This is a genomic window from Caulobacter sp. RHG1 (genome assembly GCF_013181195.1).
GTDB lineage: Bacteria > Pseudomonadota > Alphaproteobacteria > Caulobacterales > Caulobacteraceae > Caulobacter.
This window is the reverse complement of the sequence record NZ_SMZP01000008.1, coordinates 193,490-213,403: the sequence shown is the minus strand read 5'-3', so window position 1 is coordinate 213,403 and position 19,914 is coordinate 193,490. Positions and strand designations below refer to the sequence as shown.

Sequence of the window (19,914 nt, the reverse complement as noted above, 5' to 3'; positions counted from 1 at the left end):
ACCATGCGGCTTCTCGTCGTCGGAAAACTGAACGGACAGCTCTCGGTCGCCGTGAAAATGGCGATGAACGCGGGGGCCAAGGTCTCGCACGTCGAAACCACGGAGCAGGCGACCAACGCGCTGCGGGCCGGACAGGGCGCCGACCTCCTGATGGTCGAGTACTCGCTCGACATCGCCGGCATGATCGCCGCCAACGAGGCCGAGCGGATGCGGGTGCCGGTGGTGGCCTGCGGCGTCGACGCCGACCCGATGCGCGCGGCCTCGGCCATCAAGGCCGGCGCCAAGGAATTCATCCCTCTGCCGCCGGACGCCGAGCTGATCGCCGCCGTCCTGGCCGCCGTCACCGACGACGACAAGCCGATGGTCGTGCGCGACCCGGCCATGGAGCAGGTCCTGAAGCTGGCCGACCAGGTCGCCCCGTCGGAAGCCTCGATCCTGATCACCGGCGAAAGCGGTTCGGGTAAGGAGGTCATGGCCCGCTACGTCCACGGCAAGTCCCGTCGGGCCAAGGCGCCGTTCATCAGCGTCAACTGCGCCGCCATCCCCGAGAACCTGCTGGAAAGCGAGCTGTTCGGCCACGAGAAGGGCGCCTTCACCGGCGCCATGGCCCGCCGCATCGGCAAGTTCGAGGAGGCCGACGGCGGCACCCTGCTGCTGGACGAAATCTCGGAAATGGATGTCCGCCTGCAGGCCAAGCTGCTGCGCGCCATCCAGGAGCGCGAGATCGACCGCGTCGGCGGCTCCAAGCCGGTCAAGGTCAACATCCGCATCCTGGCCACGTCCAACCGCGACCTGGCCCAGTCGGTGAAGGACGGCGTCTTCCGCGAAGACCTGCTGTACCGCCTGAACGTCGTGAACCTGCGCCTGCCGCCGCTGCGCGAGCGTCCGGGCGACGTCCTCAGCCTGTGCGAGTTCTTCGTCAAGAAGTACTCGGCCGCCAACGGCATGCCGGAAAAGCCGATCTCGGCCGAAGCCAAGCGCCGCCTGCTGGCCCACCGCTGGCCGGGCAACGTCCGCGAGCTGGAAAACGCCATGCACCGCGCGGTGCTGCTGTCGACCGGCGACGAGATCGAAGAGTTCGCCATCCGCCTGCCGGACGGCCAGCAACTGGCCCCCGCACCCGCCCCCGACGTCGCCATGGCGCGCGGCGCCCAGATGGCCGCCGACGCTGTTTCTCGCACTTTCGTAGGATCGACCGTGGCTGAAGTCGAACAGAAGCTGATCATCGACACCCTGGAGCACTGCCTGGGCAACCGCACCCATGCGGCCAACATCCTGGGCATCTCGATCCGCACCCTGCGCAACAAGCTCAAGGAATACGGCGACGCCGGCGTTCCCGTGCCGCCGCCGCAGGGCGGGGTGGGGGCCGCGGCCTGATGCCTCAATCTGTCATCCCGGATCGGCCTTTGGCCGTCCGGGATGACAATAAGGTTGGGCCAACATGTCGCGGCGCCGCGACACTCCGTCCGGCGCCGAACATGGCTAATTTTCTTTAAGGAGATGGCGGCCAGCGGCAAATCGCTCCAAGCGCTGGTCCAGCTTTTCATCCACGGCACCAAGGTTTCGCATGGCTGACGCCGCCGCCCCGACCGCTCGATCCGTCCCCAGCGCCAAGTCGCTGCTGGACGGCTTCATGCGCGGTGAAATGGGCCTGGCGATCGGCGTCGTCGGCATCATCGTCCTGCTGATCCTGCCCGTGCCGCCCGTCCTGCTGGACGTGCTGCTGGCCGTGTCGCTGACCGGCTCGGTGCTGATCCTGATGACCGCGGTGCTGATCAAGCGCCCGCTGGAATTCACCTCGTTCCCGACTGTCCTGCTGGTGGCGACCCTTTATCGCCTGGGCCTGAACGTCGCCTCGACCCGTCTGATCCTGGGCCACGGCCAGGAAGGCACCGGCGGGGCCGGCGCGGTCATCGAGGCCTTCGGTCACCTGATGATGCAGGGCAACTTCGTCATCGGCGTGATCATCTTCATCATCCTGGTGGTGGTGAACTTCATGGTCGTGACCAAGGGTTCGGGCCGCATCGCCGAAGTCGCCGCCCGCTTCACCCTGGACAGCATGCCGGGCAAGCAGATGGCCATCGACGCCGACCTGTCGACCGGCCTGATCGACCAGGAACAGGCCAAGCTGCGCCGCAAGGAGCTGGAGCAGGAAAGCACGTTCTTCGGGGCCATGGACGGCGCCAGCAAGTTCGTGAAGGGCGATGCGATCGCCGGCCTGATCATCACCGGCATCAACATCGTCGGCGGCATCATCATCGGGGTGGTGCAGCACAAGATCCCCATTGGGGAAGCCGCGTCCTCCTACACCATCATGACCATCGGCGACGGCCTGGTCAGCCAGATCCCGGCCCTGATCATCTCGATCGCCGCCGGTATGGTCGTATCCAAGGCCGGCGTCGAAGGCTCGGCCGACAAGGCCCTGATGACCCAGCTGGGCATGAACCCGGCCGGCCTGGGCATGGTCTCGGCCTCGTCGGGCATCATCGCCCTGATCCCGGGCATGCCGATCCTGCCGTTCGCCGCCCTGGCCATCGGCGCCGGCGCCCTGGCCTACAAGCGCGTGCAGGACGCCAAGAAGCCCAAGCCGATCGACCTGTCCGACATGGACGCCGCCGCGGGCGCGCCCGCCGAGGCCGAGGAAGAGCCGATCAGCGCCTCGCTGGCCATCGACGACGTCAAGATCGAGCTGGGCTATGGCCTGCTGACCCTGATCAACGACCTGGACGGCCGCAAGCTGACCGACCAGATCCGCGCCCTGCGCAAGACCCTGGCTGGCGAGTTCGGCTTCATCATGCCGCCGGTTCGCATCCTGGATAATATGCGCCTGTCCAACCAGGGCTACGCCATCCGCATCAAGGAGATGGAGGCCGGGGCAGGCGAGGTGCGCCTGGGCAGCCTGATGGCCATGGACCCGCGCGGCGGCCAGGTCGAGCTGCCCGGCGAGCACGTGCGCGAACCCGCCTTCGGCCTGCCGGCCACCTGGATCACCGACGACCTGCGCGAAGAGGCCACCTTCCGCGGCTATACCGTCGTCGACCCGGCCACGGTGCTGACCACGCACCTGACCGAGATCCTCAAGGAGAACATGGCCGACCTGCTGTCCTACGCCGAGGTCCAGAAGCTCCTGAAGGAACTGCCCGAAGCGCAGCAGAAACTGGTCGCCGACCTGATCCCGGGCACGGTCACCGCCACCACCGTCCAGCGCGTGCTGCAGTCGCTGCTGAAGGAGCGCGTCTCGATCCGCGACCTGCCGCAGATCCTGGAAGGCGTCGGCGAGGCCGCCCCGCACACCGCTTCGGTGACCCAGCTGGTCGAGCAGGTCCGCGCCCGCCTGGCCCGCCAGCTGTGCTGGGCCAACCGCGGCGACGACGGCGCCCTGCCGATCATCACCCTGTCGGCCGACTGGGAGCAGGCCTTCGCCGAAGCCCTGATCGGCCCCGGCGACGACAAGCAGCTGGCCCTGCCGCCCTCGCGCCTGCAGGACTTCATCCGCGGCGTCCGCGACAGCTTCGAACGCGCCGCCCTGGCCGGCGAGGCTCCGGTCCTGCTGACCAGCCCCGGCGTGCGCCCCTATGTTCGCTCGATCATCGAACGCTTCCGCGGCCAGACCGTGGTGATGAGCCAGAACGAGATCCACCCGCGCGCCAGGCTCAAAACCGTCGGGATGGTGTAGGGCTAAGCGCCCGCAACCCCCAGAACCCGGGTAAGCGCCCGTGCAACCCCCAACCCTGGGGGTGTCTCGACCCCAGAACGGCGTTCACCCAAGGTTGCGGCAGCGCTTGTCCTGGCTCAAGCTGTGCGGGCGATGCGCGTTTCGTCTCCCACCACCCTGTTGCTCGGGGTCATCCTGCTGTGCGTGGCCACGGCGCTGACCGGCGTCTGGATGGCGACGTCTCCGGCCTGGCTGGGGGCCGCCTTCGAGGGCAAGCCGGGCGGCGCCATCGTCATCACCGCCTTGACCCCCGATGGGCCGCTGGACCGCGCCGGCGCCAAGGTCGGCGAGCGGCTGGCCGGCGTCGCGATGGTGGGGGACGGTCCTGCGGCGGCCCTGCATATCGACGAGATCGGCGGACTGAACGCGCCCGACACCCAGGCGGCGTCCGACGAGCAGCACCGTCGCCAGGGCCTGTTCGCCAAGGCCCTGGAAGCCCGGCCGCTGGTCCTGCGCCTGGCGGGGCCCGACGGCGTCCAGCGGGCCGTGACCCTGGACGGCCGCACCCGCCCGCTGACGCAACTGGGCGCGGAGTTCTGGGCCAATCTGATGTTCGGCTTGGTCGCGGCCCTGATCGTCGGCTGGGTCTGGGCCCTGCGGCCGCGCGACCTGGCGACCCAACTGTTCGCCCTCACCGGGCTTTCGATGCTGGCCTTCACCTTCGGCTGGGCGGTGCACGCCAGCGTCGAGCTGGTGCAGGATCAGGCGACGGCCATGACGGTGGCCTGGCTGAACATGGCCGGCGCCGTGGCCTATGGCGGGGCGATGATCGCCTTCTTCCTGGCCTATCCCAAGCGCGTCACCAGGCTGCCGGTCATGCTGCTGGCGCCGATCTGCGTTCTGCTGTGGGCGCTGACGCCGCTGCTGCCCGGCAATCCGGCCCGCGAGACCACTGGCCAGGCGGCGACCTCGATCGAGATGGCGCTGATCATCGTCGCCATCGCCATCCAGGCCTTTGCCAGCCGGAAGGATCCAGCCGCCATGGCCGCCACCCGCTGGCTCGGTCTGTCGGTCGTGATCGGGGCCGGAGCCTTCATCGGCAATGTCGCCGTGCCGATCGCTCTAGGCCGCGCGCCGTTCCTGGACCCGCGGTTCTCGCTAGGCTTCTTCGTCATCATCTATGTCGGCATGGCCGTGGGCCTGCGCCGCCACAAGCTGTTCCAGCTGGACCAATGGGCGTTCCGGATCCTGTTCTACCTGGGCGCCGGCGCGGCCCTGCTGGTGCTGGACGGCCTGCTGATCGCGGCCCTGGGGACCAGCGCCCAGACCGCCCTGGGCGTGTCGCTGCTGATCGTGGCCTTCGTCTATCTGCCGTTCCGCGACGTGCTGTGGCGGCTGACCATCGGCCGGCGGACGATGAAGGACCACGAGATGTTCGCCGCCGTGGCCGACGTCGCGCTGATCCACGGCGTCGAGGCCCGCGGCCAGGCCTGGAAGGCGCTGCTGGCCAAGGTCTATGAGCCGCTGGAGGTCACGCCGGGAAGTCCGACCCAGGCCGCCGTCGAGATCCTGGAGGAGGGCGTGGGCCTGGGGTTGCCCGCCGCCGCCGGGACCACGGCCCTGACCCTGCGCTTCCCGTTCCGCGGCCGCGGCCTGTTCGGCACGGCCCAGGTCCAGCTGGCCGAGCAGCTTGTCGGTCTTCTCGCCCAGATCGAGGAAGGCCGTGACGCCTATGCCCGCGGCGTGGTCGAGGAGCGCCTGCGCATCGCCCGCGACCTGCACGACGATGTCGGGGCGCGATTGCTGTCGGGCCTGCACCGCCAGGACCTCAACCAGACCCGCGAGGCCATGCGCGGGGCGATCGGCGACCTGCGCTCGATCGTCTCGGGCCTGTCGGGGCACGATCTGCCGCTGGAGGCGGTGCTGGCCGACCTGCGCCACGAGACCGCCGAGCGGCTGGAGGCGGCTGGCCTGACGCTGGACTGGCCGCCGGTCGAGCTTGCCGATCCTGACGTCACCGCGCCCTACCGGGTCTACAAGAACCTGACTTCGGCCGTGCGCGAGGTGGTGTCCAACGCCATCCGCCACGCTGGGGCCGCGACCGTGGCGGTCACCGTGCACGAAGCCGACGGCCGGCTGGAGCTGACCCTCAGCGACGACGGCGTCGGCTTGCCGCGCGAGCCGGGCGGCCGCCGCAGCGGTCTGGCCAACCTGGAGCGCCGCCTGGGCGAGATCGGCGGGGCGGTCGAGATCCCCGACACCGAGCGGGGCACGGTGATCCGGCTTTCCGCCCCCATCCGTGCGAGCGCTGAAGCATGAGTATCCCCGTCACTGCGCTCGTGCTGGAGGACCAGACCGAGACCCGCGAGCACCTGCTGGCCGCCCTGGCCGAGGCGTTTCCGGGCGTCGTAGCCACCGGGGCGGCGGACCTGGCCGAGGCGCGCTCGTTCCTGAACGGGGGCGCGCCGGACCTGGCGCTCGTGGATCTGGCCCTGCCGGACGGTCGCGGCGTCGACTTCCTGCGCGACCTGTCCGAGCGCTCGGGCGGGGCGACGCGGTCGGTCGTCGTCACGATCTACGCCGACGACGCCCACCTGTTCGACGCCATCGCGGCCGGGGCGGGGGGCTATCTGCTCAAGGACATGGATCGCGCGGACCTGGTGCGCTACCTGCGCCGCCTGGAAGCCGGCGAGACCCCGCTGTCGCCGGCCGTGGCCCGTCGGATGCTGGACTATTTCCGCAAGCCCTCGCCCGCCGCCGAGCCCGAAGCGGCCCTGACCCCGCGCGAGACCGAGGTCCTGCGCCTGATCGGCCGCGGTCTGCGCTCGGGCGAGGCGGCCAAGGTCATGGGCGTCACCGAGCTGACCGTGGCGGGGTATGTGAAGGCCATCTACCGCAAGCTCAACATCTGCTCGCGGGCGGAGGCGGCGCTGGAGGCGCAGCGGCGGGGGTTGGTTTAGGGCGAGCGCCCCCTCCGTCTCGCTGCGTATCCGCAGCGATCCACCTCCCCCGCTTCGCAGGGGAGGAGAGGGGAGTTTCTCCTCCCCCGTGAAACGGGGGAGGTGGCCCGGAGGGCCGGAGGGGGCGCTCCCCAAATTTCGCCGCGAAGTTCCGCTCAAGGATCGCTAGGGTGTCGCTAACGACACGATCCGAAAGACCCTTCGATGCGCCTTCTCGCTCTTCTGGCCCTCGCGGCCTTCCTCGCCGCCGGCGCGGCTCACGCCCAGGTGACGCCGACCGCCCCGCCGCAGCTGAACGCGGGCCCGTCGGCCGGGGCGATCGCCGGCAAGGCCTTCCTGGAGAAGAACGCCAAGGCCCCGGGCGTGGTCAGCCTGCCCTCGGGCCTGCAGTACAAGATCACCACCAGCGGCCCGAAGGCCGGCCCGTCGCCCAAGATCGGCGACATCATCAAGGTCCACTACGAAGGCAAGCTGTTGGACGGCACGGTGTTCGACAGCAGCTTCGCGCGCGGCAAGGCGGCGATCATGCCGGCCGACGGCCTGATCCAGGGCTGGCTGGAAGCCCTGCCGCTGATGAAGGTGGGCGACGAGTGGACGCTGTATATCCCGTCCTCGCTGGGCTACGGCCCGCGAGACATGGGCGAGATCCCGCCCGATAGCGTGCTGGTGTTCCGGCTGCAGCTGGTTGGGATGTTGGCGGTCGACTAACGAGCCGACTTGCCCCCTCCGCGCTTCGCGCTCCTCCCCCAAAGGGGGAAGACGATGCATCACCGTCTGCCCCCTTCGGGGGCGGACGACCGCGAAGCGGTCAGGTGGGGGCAAGTGACCGACTACTGCCGAGACTTCATCAGCGGCTGAATCCGCTCCCCGAACGCCTCCACCCCCTTCACGAAGTCGTCGAACGTCAGCAGCACACCCGCCGTGCCCGGCACCGCGGCGATCTCGTCCATCATCCGGGCGATGCTCTCATAGCTGCCCACCAGCGTGCCCATGTTCAGGTTCACCGCCGACTCCGGCGCCGCCAGCTGAGTGGTGTTGGTCGTCGCCCCGGCCTTGGCGTTGGGCGCGGCCTGGTTGGTCAGCCAGGCCAGGGCCTCCTGGTCGGCGCCATCCCGATACGACTGCCACTTGGCGAAAGCCGCCTCGTCGGTCTCGTCGGCGATGATCATGAACAGCAGGAACGACTGCACGTCGCGACCGGTCTTCTCCGCCGCCGCTTCCAGCCGCTTGTTGACCCCGGCGAAGGCCGTCGGGGTGTTGGTCCCCTTGCCCAGGGCGAAGCTGTAGTCGGCATATTGCGCCGTGAAGGCCAGGCCCTCGTCGGACGAGCCGGCGCAGATCAGCTTGGTCTCCTGCGGGTGCGGGCTGACCCGGCAGTCGTCCATGGTGAAGTACTTGCCCTTGAAGTCCGAAACCCCTGTCTCCAGCAGGCCCTTCAGCACGGTCGTATATTCGGCCAGATAGTTGTAGCGGTCGGTATAGTGCTCTTCGCCCGGCCACAGGCCCATCTGGCTGTACTCCGCCTTCTGCCAGCCGGTGACCAGGTTGATGCCGAACCGTCCCGGCGCGATCGAGTCGATGGTCGAGGCCATGCGCGCCACGATGGCCGGCGGGATGGTCAGGGTGGCGACGGTGGCGAAGATCTTGATCTTGCTGGTCACGGCCGCCAGGCCCGCCATCAGGGTGAAGCTCTCGAGGTTATGCTCCCAGAACTCGGTCTTCCCCCCGAACCCGCGCAGCTTGATCATCGAGAGCGCGAAGTCGAAGCCGTATTTCTCGGCCTTCTGGGTGATCTCCTTATTGAGCTCGAAACTTGGCATGTACTGCGGAGAGGTCTCCGAGATCAGCCAGCCGTTGTTGCCGATGGGGATGAAGACGCCGACCTGCATGGATTATTCCCCCGCTAGAAATTGGATGAGGCCTTCGTTGAAGGTCTCGGGATCGGTGACGGTGAAGCCGTGGCCGCCCCAGGCGACCTGCTGGAACGCGGCGTTGGGCAGACGGCCGGCCATCCGCTGCGAGCAGCTCATCGGCACCAGCATGTCGTCGGCGCTGGCCGAGATCAGCACCCGGTGCGTGATCGCCTCCAGCTGTGCGTCGACATCGAAGGCGAGCAAGGCGTTGATCCGGGCCAGCATGACCTCGCGCGGTGGGAAGCCGGCCACGTGGTGGACCTCCTCGGCTTCCAGCCGGGCGTGGTTCCGCGAGATCCAGTCGGCCGGATAAAGGAAGATCGGCTGGGCGTGGACGTAGGCTTCCGGGCCGGTGTCGTTCAGCAGGTGGATGCGGGTGTCGAAGCAGCGCCTGATGTGCGGGTCGGGCCGGCTCCAGCCGTTGACGACGACCAGCTTGGCCAGGCGGTCGGCGTGGTCCAGCGCCAGCTGCAGCCCGGCGTTGCCGCCGGCCGCGTGGCCGACCACATGGGCCTTGGCGAGACCGAGGGCGTCCATGACCTTGACCATGTCGTCGGCCATGTGCGCGACCGTGTAGTCCGGCGGCAGCTGGCGGACGCTGCGCCCCGTGCCGCGATGGTCGTAGAGGACGACCGGCCAGCGCGCGGTCAGGGCCTCCATCTGCGGCCCCCAAAACGCGCCCGACCCGCCCAGGCCCGACGACAGCAGTACGACCTCGCGGCCCGCCACGGGGCCGCCGTGCAGTTCGTAGTGGAGGCCGTCGACCGTGCCTGAGGTCATGACTTGCCGACGTGGGCGATGGTCGCGATCTCGACCACGAAGCCGGGCTTGACCAGGCCGCACTGGATGCAGAAGCGGGCCGGCTTGTCGCCCGGGAAGTACTCGGCATAGACCTTGTTGATCGCGCCGTAGTGGCTCCAGTCGGTCAGGAAGATGTGGTTCATGGTCACGTCGTCCATGGTCCCGCCGGCGGTCTCGATCACCGACTTGATGGTTTCCAGGACCTGGCGGGTCTGGGCCTCGGCGTTGTCGGGAAAGGCGACGTTGTTGTCCTTGTCGAAGGCCAGGGTGCCGGAGACGTAGACGATGCCGTCGGCCAGGGTTCCGGGCGAGAACGGGGCGATCGGCGTGCCCGTGCCGGGCGGGGTGATGACGGTCTTGGGCATCGGTTTACTCCCTAATTTGAAAGGCCCTGCGTCCTTCGAGGCCCGCTTTGCGGGCGCCTCAGGATGAGGAATTCAGTAGCAGCGTCCTCATCCTGAGGTGCGAGGCGCAGTCGAGCCTCGAAGGACGCACGGCGGTTCAGCCCGGCGCCAGCTGCCCGAACGCCCCCTTGAAATCCGCCGTCGTCGAGACCCAGCCGAAGAAGGTCTCGATGTTGAACAGGGCCGCCTGCTGCACGAATTCAGGCCCCGCCTGGTGCGTCGCGTCCGCCAGCACGGTCCCGAAATATTCCAGGAAGAAGCCGTCCCGCAGCGTCGACTCCACGCAGACGTTGGTCGCGATCCCCACGAACACCAAGTGCCGGATCCCGCGCGCCCGCAGTACGCTGTCCAGCTGGCTGTTGAAGAAGCCGGAATACCGCGTCTTGTGCAGCTGGATGTCGCCCGGCTCGGGCTTGAGCTCATCGACCAGCTCATAGTCCCATTGGCCGCGCGCCAGCAGCTTGCCCTGCAGCTCGGGCCGGGCGCGCATGGTCTTCAGGGCGTTGGACTTCCACCAGTTGGGCGAGCCGGGACCGCCGGCCTCCACATACTGGTCGTCCCAGCCGTTCTGGAAGTAGATCACGGTCATGCCGGCCGCGCGGGCCGTTTCCAGAACGCCCTTGGTCTTCTGGATCACGCCCTGCGCGCCCGAGATGTCGAAGCCGGCCAGGTCGAGGTAGCCGCCCTTGGAGGCGTAGGCGTTCTGCATGTCGATGACGATCACCGCGGTGGTCTTGGGATCGACGGGCAGGGGCTCTGGCCGGGCCGGCAGCATGACGGCGCCAGGTCCAAAGGAGGGCGGCGAGAGCGGGGTGATCGGAGAGGTCGTCAACGCAGCGTCCTTCAATCGAGGACGCAGCAAACGCCACTTCGACGAACGACGCAATCTCAACCATGCATGCGCCTGGAGGCGCGGAGCGACCGCGCAAGCGCTAGGCGGCGATCCGCCGCACCCGGCCTTTCGCAGGCAGAACGCGACGTTCCAGCGGCGCCGAAGATCGATGGCAAAGCCTTGCCGTACAAGGCTTTGCCGCATGCGATCGCAGTTGCGCAGGCCTTCAAAAACGCGGCCAAGTTGTCGCAGCGACCAAGCGCCGCTTTTTACACATCGCTAGCCATCCGGGCCCAAGGCTTCTTTCCATGGCGCGAAGCAAACTCACCTTCATGGGACCCGACGCGCGGCCGATGCGACTGATCCTGGGGATCGTCGGCGCGGCCGCGGCGCTGGTGGCCATCTCGATCGTCGGAGCCCTGGCTCTGATGCTGCTGGCCGCCCGCGAGGTCGACCGCCACGACGCCGCCGACGACATCGCTCTGGTCAGCCGGATCATCTCGCGCACCCAGGTCCGCACCGAGCGCGAACTGGCCTCGGCCGCCATCTGGGACGAGGCCTACAAGGCCACGGGCTGGACGCTGAACCCGCACTGGATCGACATCAATCTGGCCGCCTACTACCGCGGCCAGTTCAAGCACGACCTGACCTTCATCATGCGCTCGGGCCAGGTGGTCTACGCGTCGAAGAACGGCGTCCGTGCGCCGGTCGCGGCCCTGGGCGACTTCCCCGGCCGTGTGACCCGCATCGCCGCCGACGTCGCCGCCGAAAGCCGCGCGAACGAGGCCGACGGTCATCTGGGCCTGGCCGCCGAGGCCACGCGGGTCGGATTCATGAACGTCGACGGCGCGGCCTATGTCGTAGCCTTCGCCGCCGTGACGCCCGACTCCCGGGCGGTGGCGGAGACCTATACCGGCCCGACCGCCGTCCTGGTGTCGGCGCGCCTGGTCAGCCCGCCGCTGGTGCGCGAGCTGTCCGACGACCTGGGCCTGAAGGGCCTGGCCCTGTCGGACTCGGTCGAGGGCCGCGAGCCGCGCGTGGTGCTGCGCGACATCGATGGCCGCCCGATCGGGGCCCTGGCCTGGGCGCCGGAGAACCCTGGCCTGTCGCTGTTGAAGAGCGTGGCGGGCTGGGTCATCGCCGCCTTCCTGATGCTGGGCGTCACCGCCGCGGTGCTGCTGCTGCGGGTGCGCGAGGCCCTGCGCGAGCTGCGCGCCGGCCGTCTTGCCCTGGTCGCCGCCAAGGAAGAGGCCGAGACCGCCAACGCCGCCAAGACCCGCTTCCTGGCCAATATGAGCCACGAGGTCCGCACGCCGCTGAACGGCGTCCTTGGCATGGCCCAGGTGATGGCGGCCGACATCCTGACCGACCGCCAGGCCCGCCGCCTGCGCATCCTGGAGGAGTCGGGCCGCTCGCTGCTGACCCTGCTGAACGACATCCTCGACATCGCCCGACTGGAAGGCGGCGCCGTCAAGCTGCGGGCCGAGATCTTCGACCTGGCCGGCATGGTCGAGGCCAGCTGCGCGGCCTTCTCCGGCGCGGCCGCGGCCAAGGACCTGGAGCTGCACGTCGACATCGCGCCCGACCTGCGCGGCCGCTGGACGGGCGACCCGACCCGCCTGCGCCAGGTGCTGGGCAACCTGGCCGCCAATGCGGTGAAGTTCACCAACGAGGGCCGGGTGACGGTCCGCGTGCGCCACGCCGGCAAGGACGGCCTGCGTTTCGACATTGAGGACACCGGCGTCGGCATCGCCGCCGAGCACCTGCCGCACCTGTTCAAGACCTTCTCCCAGGTCGACAACAGCCTGACCCGCGCCCACGACGGGGCGGGCCTGGGCCTGTCGATCTGCCGCGAACTGGTCGAGCTGATGGGCGGCAATATCGGCGTGATCAGCGCTCCCGGCCAGGGCTCGTGCTTCTACTTCACCGTGCCCCTGACCCAGGCGGCGGCGGATCGGCCAACGCTGCGGGTGGTGGGGTAGGGCGGCGCCCGTCTTCCCCCTCCGGGGGAGGAGGGCCAAAGGCCCGGAGGGGGCAAGTCAGAGCGCACTCCCTCACTTGCCCCCACCTGACCGCGCGCCAGCGCGCGGTCGTCCGCCCCCGGGAGGGCAGACGGGACGTCAAACCCTACCTTCTAGCCTGGGTTTTCATGCCCACTTCCCGCGCATCCGGACGATCTGGGCGCCGATAATTCAGAGCCCCGTCCACGACCTGGGCCTGGCCGCCACACAACCCCTCGCGCGCTCGTCGACCGCCGTTACCCCTTAACACCGCACCGCCAAAGGGCCGGCGGTTGGTTCGGGGCTTTCAGGTATGGATTTCGGTGTCAGGGCGCCCAGTCGGCGTCAGCTTCTTTCGGCCATCGCCAGGGTCGGCGGCACGGCCGCGCTCTACCAGGCCATGACCACCCTGGGCCACGCGGCCGAGACCCAGTTCCACGGCCCGCCCAATCTGCAAGGCGCGCGCCCCGGCTCCAGCGTCATCGTGCTGGGCGCGGGCCTGGCCGGCATGCTGGCCGCCTACGAGCTGACCCGGGCCGGCTACAAGGTGAAGATCCTGGAGTTCCAGAACCGTCCCGGCGGCCGCAACTGGTCGCTGCGCGGCGGCGATACCTACACCGAGCTGGGCGGGGCGACCCAGAAGGTCGGCTATGCGCCGGGCAACTACTTCAACCCCGGCCCGTGGCGGATCCCGCACCATCACCGCACCCTGCTGCACTACTGCAAGGCCTTTGGCGTCTCGCTGGAGCCCTTCATCCAGTACAACCACAACACCTGGATGCATTCGTCCGAGGCCTTCGGCGGCAAGCCGGTGCGGTTCAACACCGCCGCCGCCGACTTCGAGGGCAACATCGCCGAGCTCTTGGCCAAGTCGGTCAACGCCAAGGCCCTGGACGACGCCGTCACCCTGGAGGACCGCGAGCGCTTGCTGGAAGCCCTGAAGGGCTGGGGCATGCTGGACAAGGACTACAAGTACGTCTCCAGCCTGCGCGCCTCGGCCCACCGCGGCTATGACCGTCCGCCCGGCGGCGGGATCAACGGCGCGCCGATCGCGTCCAAGGATCTGAACAGCCTGCACGACGTGCTGGACCCGCAGGTCTGGACCTCGATCGGCTTCTTCATGGGCCACGAGATGCAGACCACCATGTTCCAGCCGGTGGGCGGCATGGACATGATCGGCAAGGGCTTCGCCAAGCAGGTGGAAGGCCTGATCACGTATAACGCCAAGGTCAGCAAGGTCGCCCAGGACGACAAGGGCGTCGCGGTGACCTGGACCGACACCGCCACCGGCAAGACCACCGACGCCAAGGCCGACTGGTGCGTCTGTACGATCCCGCTCAGCATTCTGGGCCAGATGGACCTGCAGGTGACCGACGAGATGATGGCCGCCATCAAGGCCGTGCCTTACTCGGGCCAGGTCAAGATCGGCCTCGAGATGAAGCGCCGCTTCTGGGAAGAGGACGAGTCGATCTACGGCGGCCACAGCTTCACCGACCAGGAGATCGCCCTGATCTCCTATCCGAACAACAACATGTTCAAGGACGGTCCGGCCGTGCTGCTGGGCGCCTTCGCCCGCGAGATGGGGGCCTATCGCCTGGCCGGCATGACGCCCGAGCAGCGGATCGAGGTCGCCCTGCAGCAGGGCTCGGTGCTGCACCCGGCCAGCTATCGCAAGGAGTTTTCCAACGGCGCCTCGGTGGCCTGGAGCCGTGTGCCCTGGGCCATGGGCTGCTGCGCCCGCTGGAACGACGAGACGCGCAAGGAGCACTACCAGACCCTGGTCGGCATGGACCGCCGCATCGTCCTGGCCGGCGAGCACGCCTCTTACGTCGGCTGCTGGATGGAGGGCGCGCTGCTGTCGTCCATCGACGCCATCACCCGTCTGCACAAGCGCGCGCTGGAGGCTTGACCGATGCGTAAGATCCTAATTCTGGCAGCGCTGTTGGCGGCGTCTTCGGCCACGGCCCAGACGTCCGGCGGCGGCGACACCGGCGGCGGCGTGGTCCGCGTACCCAAGCCCGTGACTGGCGAGCAGGTCTATGGCGCGGTCTGCCAGGCCTGCCACATGGCGGATGCGAAAGGCGGCAAGGGCGCGGGTGAGATCCCGGCCCTGGCGTCCAATCCGAAACTGGCCGGCGCGGCCTATCCGATCATGGTCGTGGCGGGCGGCAAGGGCGGCATGCCGGGGTTCAGCGGGACCTTGTCCAACGCCCAGATGGCCGAGGCGGTGACCTATATCCGCACGCACTTCGGCAACAGCTACGCCAAGCCGGTGACGGAGGCGGACGTGGCGAAGATCGCGCGTCCGCCGGCGCCTGGGGGGCATTGAGGGGACGGGGTCGAACCGTCTTCCCCCTCCGGGGGAGGAGCGCCGCAGGCGCGGAGGGGGCAAGTCAGCGAGAACTCACCTTACTCGCCCCCACCTGACCGCGCGCCAGCGCGCGGTCGTCCGCCCCCGGAAGGGGGCGGAAGGACGGCTAGCCTTCCGCCTCAACCAACGGCGCAATGCTCTCCAGCAACCACCGCGTCCCTTCTTCCCGCCCCTTGGCGTCGTAGTATCCGTCCAGGAACGTCCCGACCTCGGTGATCACCAGCCGGGTTTTGTCCCCCTCCGCCTTGAACTCCAGCGTCGCGATCGAGGCCGAGGCCAGCGGTTCGCCGTGGTGCATCCAGTAGGCATAGACGATCCGCTCGTTCGGAATGATCTCCAGATAGCGGTTGTAGAACCGGTGCGGCGGCTCGCCCGGCGGGCCGCCGATGCTGTGGTCCTCGCCGCCGACCCGGAAGTCGAAGCCGATGTCGCCGGGACCCCACTCGTCCGGCCCCTTGAACCACTGGGCCTTCTTCTCCGGATCGGCGAAGGCGGAGAACACCCGGGCGGGCAAGGCGGCATAGGTCCGCTCGACGACGAAGGTGGCGTGGACGGCGTTGCGAGGGGTCATTGGGTTTCCTCTTCGGCGGCCAGGAAGTCTCCCAGCCGGTCGAGGCGCTGCGCCCACTGGGTGCGCCTCTGGTTGATCCATTGCTCGGCGAGACTGAGCGCCTGGGGCTGGAGGGCGCAGGTGCGCACCCGCCCGACCTTCTGCGACGTCACGATCCCGCCCGCCTCCAGCATGGCCAGGTGCTGCATGACCGCCGGCAGCGACATGTCCAGCGGCCGGGCCAGCTCGCTGACCGAGGCCGGGCCCCGGCTCAGCCGCTCGACCATGCCGCGCCGGGCGGGGTCGGCCAGGGCCTGGAACATCAGGTCGAGCGAGGGCTGTTGGTTAGGCATGGGCTTAAGTATCGGCGCGTGCCTGGATAGTCAAGCAATTGCCTAACTATTGGCGCGAAGAAAAAGCCCGCCGTCCGAAGACGGCGGGCTCTCGCTGTCGGATCAGCCGATCTTGCCGTCCACCCGGCGCACGACGCCCAGCGGGTTGTCGGTCTTCAGCTCGGCCGGCAGCAGGGCTTCCGGCAGGTTCTGGTAGCTGACCGGGCGCAGGAAGCGGGCGATGGCCAGGCTGCCGACCGAGGTCGTGCGGCCGTCGCTGGTCGAGGGGAACGGACCGCCGTGGACCATGGCGTGGGCCACCTCGACGCCGGTGCCGAAGCCGTTGACCAGGATGCGGCCGGCCTTCAGTTCCAGCGCGGGCAGCAGGTCGCCGGCCAGGCCGTGGTCGGCCTCGTCCATGTGGATCGCGATGGTCAGCTGACCCTCGATGGCGGCGATGACCTTTTCCAGCTGCGCCTGATCAGCGGCGCGCACCACGATCGACGCGGCGCCGAAGACCTCTTCGTGCAGGTGCGGATTGGCCAGGAAGTCCGCGCCCGAGACGCTGAACAGCGCCGCCTGGCCGGTGTGGCCGACCCCGGTGAGGCCGCGCGCCACGGTGGTCACTTCCGGCGCGTCGTTCAGGGCCGCGACCCCATGCGCAAAGGCCTGGCAGATGCCCGGGGTCAGCATGACCGCGGCCGGCGCGGCCTCGACCGCCTTGCCGGCGGCCTCGACGAAGGCGGTCAGTTCCGGCCCGTCGATGGCCAGGATCAGGCCCGGATTGGTGCAGAATTGGCCTGCGCCCAGCGTCAGGGCGCCGACGAAGCCTTCCGCGATGGCCGGACCGCGCGCAGCAAGCGCCGCCGGCAGCAGGATCACCGGATTGATGCTGCTCATCTCGGCATAGAACGGGATCGGCTCGGGCCGGCCCTGGGCGATGGCGGCCAACGCCAGGCCGCCGCGGCGCGAGCCGGTGAAGCCGGCGGCCTTGACGCGCGGATCGGCGACCAGCGCCTGGCTGACCTCATAGCCGCTGTCGTGGATCAGCGAGAACACGCCCGGGTGCAGGCCGACCGAAGCGACGGCCGCCTGGATGGCGCGGCCCATCAGCTCCGACGTGCCCGGATGCGCCGGGTGCGCCTTGACGATGACCGGGCAGCCGGCCGCCAGGGCGCTGGCGGTGTCGCCGCCAGCCACCGAGAAGGCCAGCGGGAAGTTGCTGGCCCCGAACACGGCCACCGGACCCAGCGGCACGTTGCGCAGGCGCAGGTCGGGACGCGGCAGCGGCTTGCGCTCGGGCAGGGCGGGGTCGATCCGCGCTTCCAGGAAGCCGCCGTCGCGCAGCACGCTGGCGAACAGGCGCAGTTGGCCGGTGGTGCGTCCGCGCTCGCCTTCCAGGCGCGCGCGCGGCAGGCCGGTCTCGGCCATCACCCGGACGATCAAATCATCGCCGATCGCCTCGATATGCTCGGCGATGGCTTCCAGGAAGGTCGCGCGGGTCTCGTAGGGCAGGGCGCGGTAGCTGGCGAAGGCCTCCTGGGCCAGGGCCGCAGCCGCGTCGACATCGGCCTTGGTCGCGCCGCCGAACGCCGGCTCCAGGGTCTCGCCGCTGGCGGGATTGACGCCCTTGATCTCGCCGTTGGTCCCGAAGCGGCGCTCGCCGCCGATCAGAAGCTCGCCCGTCAAAGTCATGGTCGTCGTCCCGTCGTGTTCCGTGGAGCGGCCTAAATGGGACCGCGACCATGACAAGTCCATGCGCGCCCGGGAATTGTCCGGGTTTTCCCTGGGGAAAAGCGACCGGAGCCTCGACCACGGGCATTCGCGCCGGTGAATGCTCGGCGTTCGCGAGACCGAAACCGGCAAAATCAACGGCTTGTCACTTTTACGCCGGTCCCAATCATCCGCGCCCGCTGGCGCCGTATCTTTGTGTCATGGCCGGAAGAAGCGAAGAGCAGACGGGCTGGGGCGAGACGCACCAGAACACGCTCAAGGGTCTGGTGGACGCCCAGATCGCACGCCTGAAAGAGAACACCGATCTGGCGGTCGTCGCCGAGGTCGAGAAGATCACCAAGGCTTACATGACCGTCGCCCGCACCGTGAAAGCGGTCGACACCATGGTCCCCGAGCCGAAAGCCAAGCCGGTCGCCCGTCCGGCGGCCGAAGACGAGGAGGCCCCCATGCATGACGGCATTCCCGACGATCCCGAAGAGCTTCACGCCGCTCTGGCCGAGCGCTTCGCTCACGTGGCCGAGCTCATCGAAACAAAGCGACGCGAGGCTCTGGACGGACGCGGAGACGCTGGATCGCCAGCGTGTGCTCAGCGCGATGCTGGCCTGTCCGCTGAAGCACCAGCAGGCCCCTCCTGATGAGTTGTGGACCACCTGGCTGATGCTGGGCGGGCGCGGCGCGGGCAAGACCTTCGCGGGCGCGCGCTGGATCACATTGAACGCCTTGTGGCATCCGACCCTGGCCCTGGTCGGTCCCACCCTGCACGACGTGCGCGAGGTGATGATCGAAGGGCCGTCGGGCCTGAAGGCGATGGGCGGGCCGCTGTTTCGCCCCCGCTGGGAAGCCTCCCGCCGGCGGCTGGTCTGGCCCAATGGCGCCTGCGCCTACGCCTTCTCGGCCGAGGACCCCGACAGCCTGCGTGGGCCACAGTTCCACGCCGCCTGGGCCGACGAGTTCTGCGCCTGGCCCAAGCCCGCCGAGACCCTGGCCATGCTGCGCTTCGGCCTGCGGCTGGGGAGGGATCCGCGGTTGGCGGTCACTTCGACGCCGCGGCCGATCAAGGCGCTGAAGGCCCTGATGGCCGAGCCCGGCGTGCACGTGACCCGCGCGGGGACGGCCGCCAATGCCCAGAACCTGGCGCCGGCGTTCCTGCGGACGCTGGAGGGCTTGTATGGCGGCACGCGCCTGGCCGCCCAGGAGCTGGACGGGATCATTGTCGAGACGGACGGCGGCCTGTTCCGGGCGGAAGACCTGGCGCGGTGCCGGGCGGGCAAGCCGGCAAGGTTCGACCGCGTGGTGGTGGCGGTGGACCCGCCCGCCACCGCGACCGGCGACGCCTGCGGGATCGTGGTGGTCGGACGCCGGGACGACCGCGCCTTCGTGCTGGCCGACGAGACCGCGCGGGGTTTGTCTCCCGCCGGCTGGGCGGCGCGGGCGGTGGCCGCCGCGCGAGCCTGGACCGCCGACGCCCTCGTGGCCGAGGCCAACCAGGGCGGCGACATGGTGCGGAGCGTGCTGGCCCAGGCCGAGCCGCCGTGCCGGATCAGGCTGGTTCGCGCCAGCGTCGGCAAGCGCGCGCGGGCCGAGCCGGTGGCGGCCCTGTACGAGCAGGGCAGGGTGCTCCACTGCGGCGCGTTTCCGGCGCTGGAGGAGGAGCTGATGGCCTTGGGCTCGGGGGATCTGGAGCACAGTCCGGACCGCGCGGACGCGCTGGTGTGGGCGGTGAGTGAGTTGATGCTGGGGGTGAGGGGGAGGCCGAGATTGCGAAGTCTCTAGGCGCCGTACAAGCCCCCACCTGACCTGCTACGCAGGTCTGTCCGCCCCCGGAGGGGGTGGAGAAATCACGCCTCCGGTTCGGGGGAGAAGTCTCTCCTCCCCTTTTAGGGGAGGGGGACCGCCGAACGGCGGTGGAGGGGCCTTCGCAGGTTCTCCGCGATGAACATGCGGATCTGCCCGAGCGCCCCATCCACCGAAGTCATCACATGCTGCGCGGGAATCCGCAGCGTCCGAACGCCCTGTGTCATCAGCCACCGATCACGCGCGACATCGCGCTCCGGTCTGCCATCGATGCAGTGATCATAACCGTCGATCTCGACCGCGAGCCTTAAGGGCGCACAGTAGAAATCCAGCACGCATCGTCCGATCGGATGCTGTCGTCGGAACTTCAAACCGTCGAGCTGACCACCTCGCAACGCGCTCCATAACCGAGCTTCTGGCGGTGACATCCGCCGTCGCAGGCGGCGGGCGTTGAGCACAGTCTCGCGTGTAGTCTCCATCCCGGATCTCCGGTGCTGGCCCCTCCACCGGCGTTCGCCGGTCCCCCTCCCCTCAAAGGGGAGGAGGAGTAATGTTCCCAATTTGTTCT

17 protein-coding genes and 3 pseudogenes are annotated in these 19,914 nt (G+C 69.1%); 11 read left to right on the top strand and 9 right to left on the bottom strand.

Annotated elements, in window-relative coordinates:
* Window positions 1-3 precede the first annotated feature (3 nt).
* The 5 genes from flbD (at window position 4) to E1H18_RS21340 (ending at window position 7,323) form a co-directional block, all read left to right on the top strand.
* A complete protein-coding gene (gene flbD / locus E1H18_RS21360; RefSeq protein ID WP_172272407.1) occupies window positions 4-1,377 on the top strand; it encodes a sigma-54-dependent transcriptional regulator FlbD in 1,374 nt (457 codons plus the stop codon).
* 190 nt (window positions 1,378-1,567) lie between these two features.
* A complete protein-coding gene (gene flhA / locus E1H18_RS21355; protein WP_172272404.1) occupies window positions 1,568-3,676 on the top strand; it encodes a flagellar biosynthesis protein FlhA in 2,109 nt (702 codons plus the stop codon).
* Between the two features lie 132 nt (window positions 3,677-3,808).
* Complete coding sequence (locus tag E1H18_RS21350) at window positions 3,809-5,974, top strand: ATP-binding protein (RefSeq protein WP_172272401.1); 2,166 nt, start codon at window positions 3,809-3,811, stop codon at window positions 5,972-5,974.
* Entirely contained in the window at window positions 5,971-6,615 is a 645-nt protein-coding gene (locus E1H18_RS21345; protein ID WP_172272398.1) for a response regulator transcription factor, read from the top strand. Before E1H18_RS21350 ends, E1H18_RS21345 begins: the two co-directional genes overlap by 4 nt.
* 204 nt (window positions 6,616-6,819) lie before the next feature.
* Window positions 6,820-7,323 carry an FKBP-type peptidyl-prolyl cis-trans isomerase gene (locus E1H18_RS21340; protein WP_172272395.1) on the top strand — a complete coding sequence of 168 codons (504 nt, stop codon included), beginning with the start codon at window positions 6,820-6,822 and terminating at the stop codon, window positions 7,321-7,323.
* Window positions 7,324-7,445: 122 nt separating this feature from the next.
* On the opposite strand, the gene rutA is transcribed toward E1H18_RS21340, so the two are convergent.
* From rutA to rutB, 5 genes and pseudogenes are all read right to left on the bottom strand, one after another.
* Window positions 7,446-8,504 (bottom strand): pyrimidine utilization protein A, encoded by a 1,059-nt coding sequence (gene rutA, locus E1H18_RS21335; protein WP_172272392.1) that lies wholly within the window; start codon window positions 8,502-8,504, stop codon window positions 7,446-7,448.
* A 3-nt stretch (window positions 8,505-8,507) separates the two neighbouring features.
* On the bottom strand, window positions 8,508-9,308 hold the full coding sequence (rutD, locus tag E1H18_RS21330) for a pyrimidine utilization protein D (protein ID WP_172272389.1): 801 nt from the start codon (window positions 9,306-9,308) through the stop codon (window positions 8,508-8,510).
* A complete protein-coding gene (gene rutC, locus E1H18_RS21325; RefSeq protein ID WP_172272386.1) occupies window positions 9,305-9,694 on the bottom strand; it encodes a pyrimidine utilization protein C in 390 nt (129 codons plus the stop codon). Before rutC ends, rutD begins: the two co-directional genes overlap by 4 nt.
* Before the next feature lie 24 nt (window positions 9,695-9,718).
* Window positions 9,719-9,834, bottom strand: a pseudogene (locus E1H18_RS21320) (hypothetical protein); the annotation flags it as partial.
* Window positions 9,831-10,508 carry a pyrimidine utilization protein B gene (rutB, locus tag E1H18_RS21315; protein ID WP_172272819.1) on the bottom strand — a complete coding sequence of 226 codons (678 nt, stop codon included), beginning with the start codon at window positions 10,506-10,508 and terminating at the stop codon, window positions 9,831-9,833. The pseudogene E1H18_RS21320 and the gene rutB, both read right to left, overlap by 4 nt.
* Window positions 10,509-10,873: 365 nt before the next feature.
* On the opposite strand from rutB, the gene E1H18_RS21310 reads away from it, so the two are divergent.
* The 3 genes from E1H18_RS21310 to E1H18_RS21300 all read left to right on the top strand — a co-directional run bounded on the left by E1H18_RS21310 (window position 10,874) and on the right by E1H18_RS21300 (window position 14,894).
* Window positions 10,874-12,547, top strand: coding sequence for an ATP-binding protein (locus E1H18_RS21310; protein ID WP_172272383.1), 1,674 nt, complete (start codon window positions 10,874-10,876; stop codon window positions 12,545-12,547).
* 331 nt (window positions 12,548-12,878) lie between these two features.
* On the top strand, window positions 12,879-14,474 hold the full coding sequence (locus E1H18_RS21305) for a flavin monoamine oxidase family protein (RefSeq protein WP_172272380.1): 1,596 nt from the start codon (window positions 12,879-12,881) through the stop codon (window positions 14,472-14,474).
* A 3-nt stretch (window positions 14,475-14,477) separates the two neighbouring features.
* Window positions 14,478-14,894, top strand: a complete 417-nt coding sequence (locus E1H18_RS21300) for a cytochrome c (protein WP_172272377.1) — start codon at window positions 14,478-14,480, stop codon at window positions 14,892-14,894.
* A gap of 148 nt (window positions 14,895-15,042) precedes the next feature.
* Here E1H18_RS21300 and E1H18_RS21295 read toward each other — a convergent pair whose 3' ends face one another.
* From E1H18_RS21295 to E1H18_RS21285, 3 genes are all read right to left on the bottom strand, one after another.
* Complete coding sequence (locus tag E1H18_RS21295) at window positions 15,043-15,507, bottom strand: SRPBCC family protein (protein ID WP_172272374.1); 465 nt, start codon at window positions 15,505-15,507, stop codon at window positions 15,043-15,045.
* Window positions 15,504-15,839, bottom strand: a complete 336-nt coding sequence (locus E1H18_RS21290; protein ID WP_172272371.1) for a metalloregulator ArsR/SmtB family transcription factor — start codon at window positions 15,837-15,839, stop codon at window positions 15,504-15,506. The genes E1H18_RS21295 and E1H18_RS21290 overlap by 4 nt, the downstream gene beginning before the upstream one ends.
* Before the next feature lie 102 nt (window positions 15,840-15,941).
* Window positions 15,942-17,513 (bottom strand): aldehyde dehydrogenase (NADP(+)), encoded by a 1,572-nt coding sequence (locus E1H18_RS21285; RefSeq protein ID WP_172272368.1) that lies wholly within the window; start codon window positions 17,511-17,513, stop codon window positions 15,942-15,944.
* 239 nt (window positions 17,514-17,752) lie between these two features.
* On the opposite strand from E1H18_RS21285, the gene E1H18_RS27410 reads away from it, so the two are divergent.
* Window positions 17,753-18,187 carry a hypothetical protein gene (locus E1H18_RS27410; protein ID WP_172272365.1) on the top strand — a complete coding sequence of 145 codons (435 nt, stop codon included), beginning with the start codon at window positions 17,753-17,755 and terminating at the stop codon, window positions 18,185-18,187.
* A pseudogene (locus E1H18_RS21275) lies at window positions 18,120-19,325 on the top strand (DNA-packaging protein); the annotation flags it as partial. The gene E1H18_RS27410 and the pseudogene E1H18_RS21275, both read left to right, overlap by 68 nt.
* Window positions 19,326-19,429: 104 nt before the next feature.
* On the opposite strand, the gene E1H18_RS21270 reads toward E1H18_RS21275, so the two are convergent.
* On the bottom strand, window positions 19,430-19,825 hold the full coding sequence (locus E1H18_RS21270) for an endonuclease domain-containing protein (protein ID WP_172272362.1): 396 nt from the start codon (window positions 19,823-19,825) through the stop codon (window positions 19,430-19,432).
* Between E1H18_RS21270 and E1H18_RS27405 the strand changes: the two are divergent.
* A pseudogene (locus tag E1H18_RS27405) lies at window positions 19,824-19,892 on the top strand (hypothetical protein); the annotation flags it as partial. The gene E1H18_RS21270 and the pseudogene E1H18_RS27405 overlap by 2 nt on opposite strands.
* Window positions 19,893-19,914 lie beyond the last annotated feature (22 nt).

Excerpts from the sequence above, each read along its gene's own strand:
- flbD (WP_172272407.1), top strand. The coding sequence starts at position 4 with ATGCGGCTTCTCGTCGTCGGAAAACTGAACGGACAGCTCTCGGTCGCC.
- flhA (WP_172272404.1), top strand. The coding sequence starts at position 1,568 with ATGGCTGACGCCGCCGCCCCGACCGCTCGATCCGTCCCCAGCGCCAAG.
- E1H18_RS21350 (WP_172272401.1), top strand. The coding sequence starts at position 3,809 with ATGCGCGTTTCGTCTCCCACCACCCTGTTGCTCGGGGTCATCCTGCTG.
- E1H18_RS21345 (WP_172272398.1), top strand. The coding sequence starts at position 5,971 with ATGAGTATCCCCGTCACTGCGCTCGTGCTGGAGGACCAGACCGAGACC.
- E1H18_RS21340 (WP_172272395.1), top strand. The coding sequence starts at position 6,820 with ATGCGCCTTCTCGCTCTTCTGGCCCTCGCGGCCTTCCTCGCCGCCGGC.
- rutA (WP_172272392.1), bottom strand. The coding sequence starts at position 8,504 with ATGCAGGTCGGCGTCTTCATCCCCATCGGCAACAACGGCTGGCTGATC.
- rutD (WP_172272389.1), bottom strand. The coding sequence starts at position 9,308 with ATGACCTCAGGCACGGTCGACGGCCTCCACTACGAACTGCACGGCGGC.
- rutC (WP_172272386.1), bottom strand. The coding sequence starts at position 9,694 with ATGCCCAAGACCGTCATCACCCCGCCCGGCACGGGCACGCCGATCGCC.
- rutB (WP_172272819.1), bottom strand. The coding sequence starts at position 10,508 with ATGCTGCCGGCCCGGCCAGAGCCCCTGCCCGTCGATCCCAAGACCACC.
- E1H18_RS21310 (WP_172272383.1), top strand. The coding sequence starts at position 10,874 with ATGGCGCGAAGCAAACTCACCTTCATGGGACCCGACGCGCGGCCGATG.
- E1H18_RS21305 (WP_172272380.1), top strand. The coding sequence starts at position 12,879 with ATGGATTTCGGTGTCAGGGCGCCCAGTCGGCGTCAGCTTCTTTCGGCC.
- E1H18_RS21300 (WP_172272377.1), top strand. The coding sequence starts at position 14,478 with ATGCGTAAGATCCTAATTCTGGCAGCGCTGTTGGCGGCGTCTTCGGCC.
- E1H18_RS21295 (WP_172272374.1), bottom strand. The coding sequence starts at position 15,507 with ATGACCCCTCGCAACGCCGTCCACGCCACCTTCGTCGTCGAGCGGACC.
- E1H18_RS21290 (WP_172272371.1), bottom strand. The coding sequence starts at position 15,839 with ATGCCTAACCAACAGCCCTCGCTCGACCTGATGTTCCAGGCCCTGGCC.
- E1H18_RS21285 (WP_172272368.1), bottom strand. The coding sequence starts at position 17,513 with ATGACTTTGACGGGCGAGCTTCTGATCGGCGGCGAGCGCCGCTTCGGG.
- E1H18_RS27410 (WP_172272365.1), top strand. The coding sequence starts at position 17,753 with ATGGCCGGAAGAAGCGAAGAGCAGACGGGCTGGGGCGAGACGCACCAG.
- E1H18_RS21270 (WP_172272362.1), bottom strand. The coding sequence starts at position 19,825 with ATGGAGACTACACGCGAGACTGTGCTCAACGCCCGCCGCCTGCGACGG.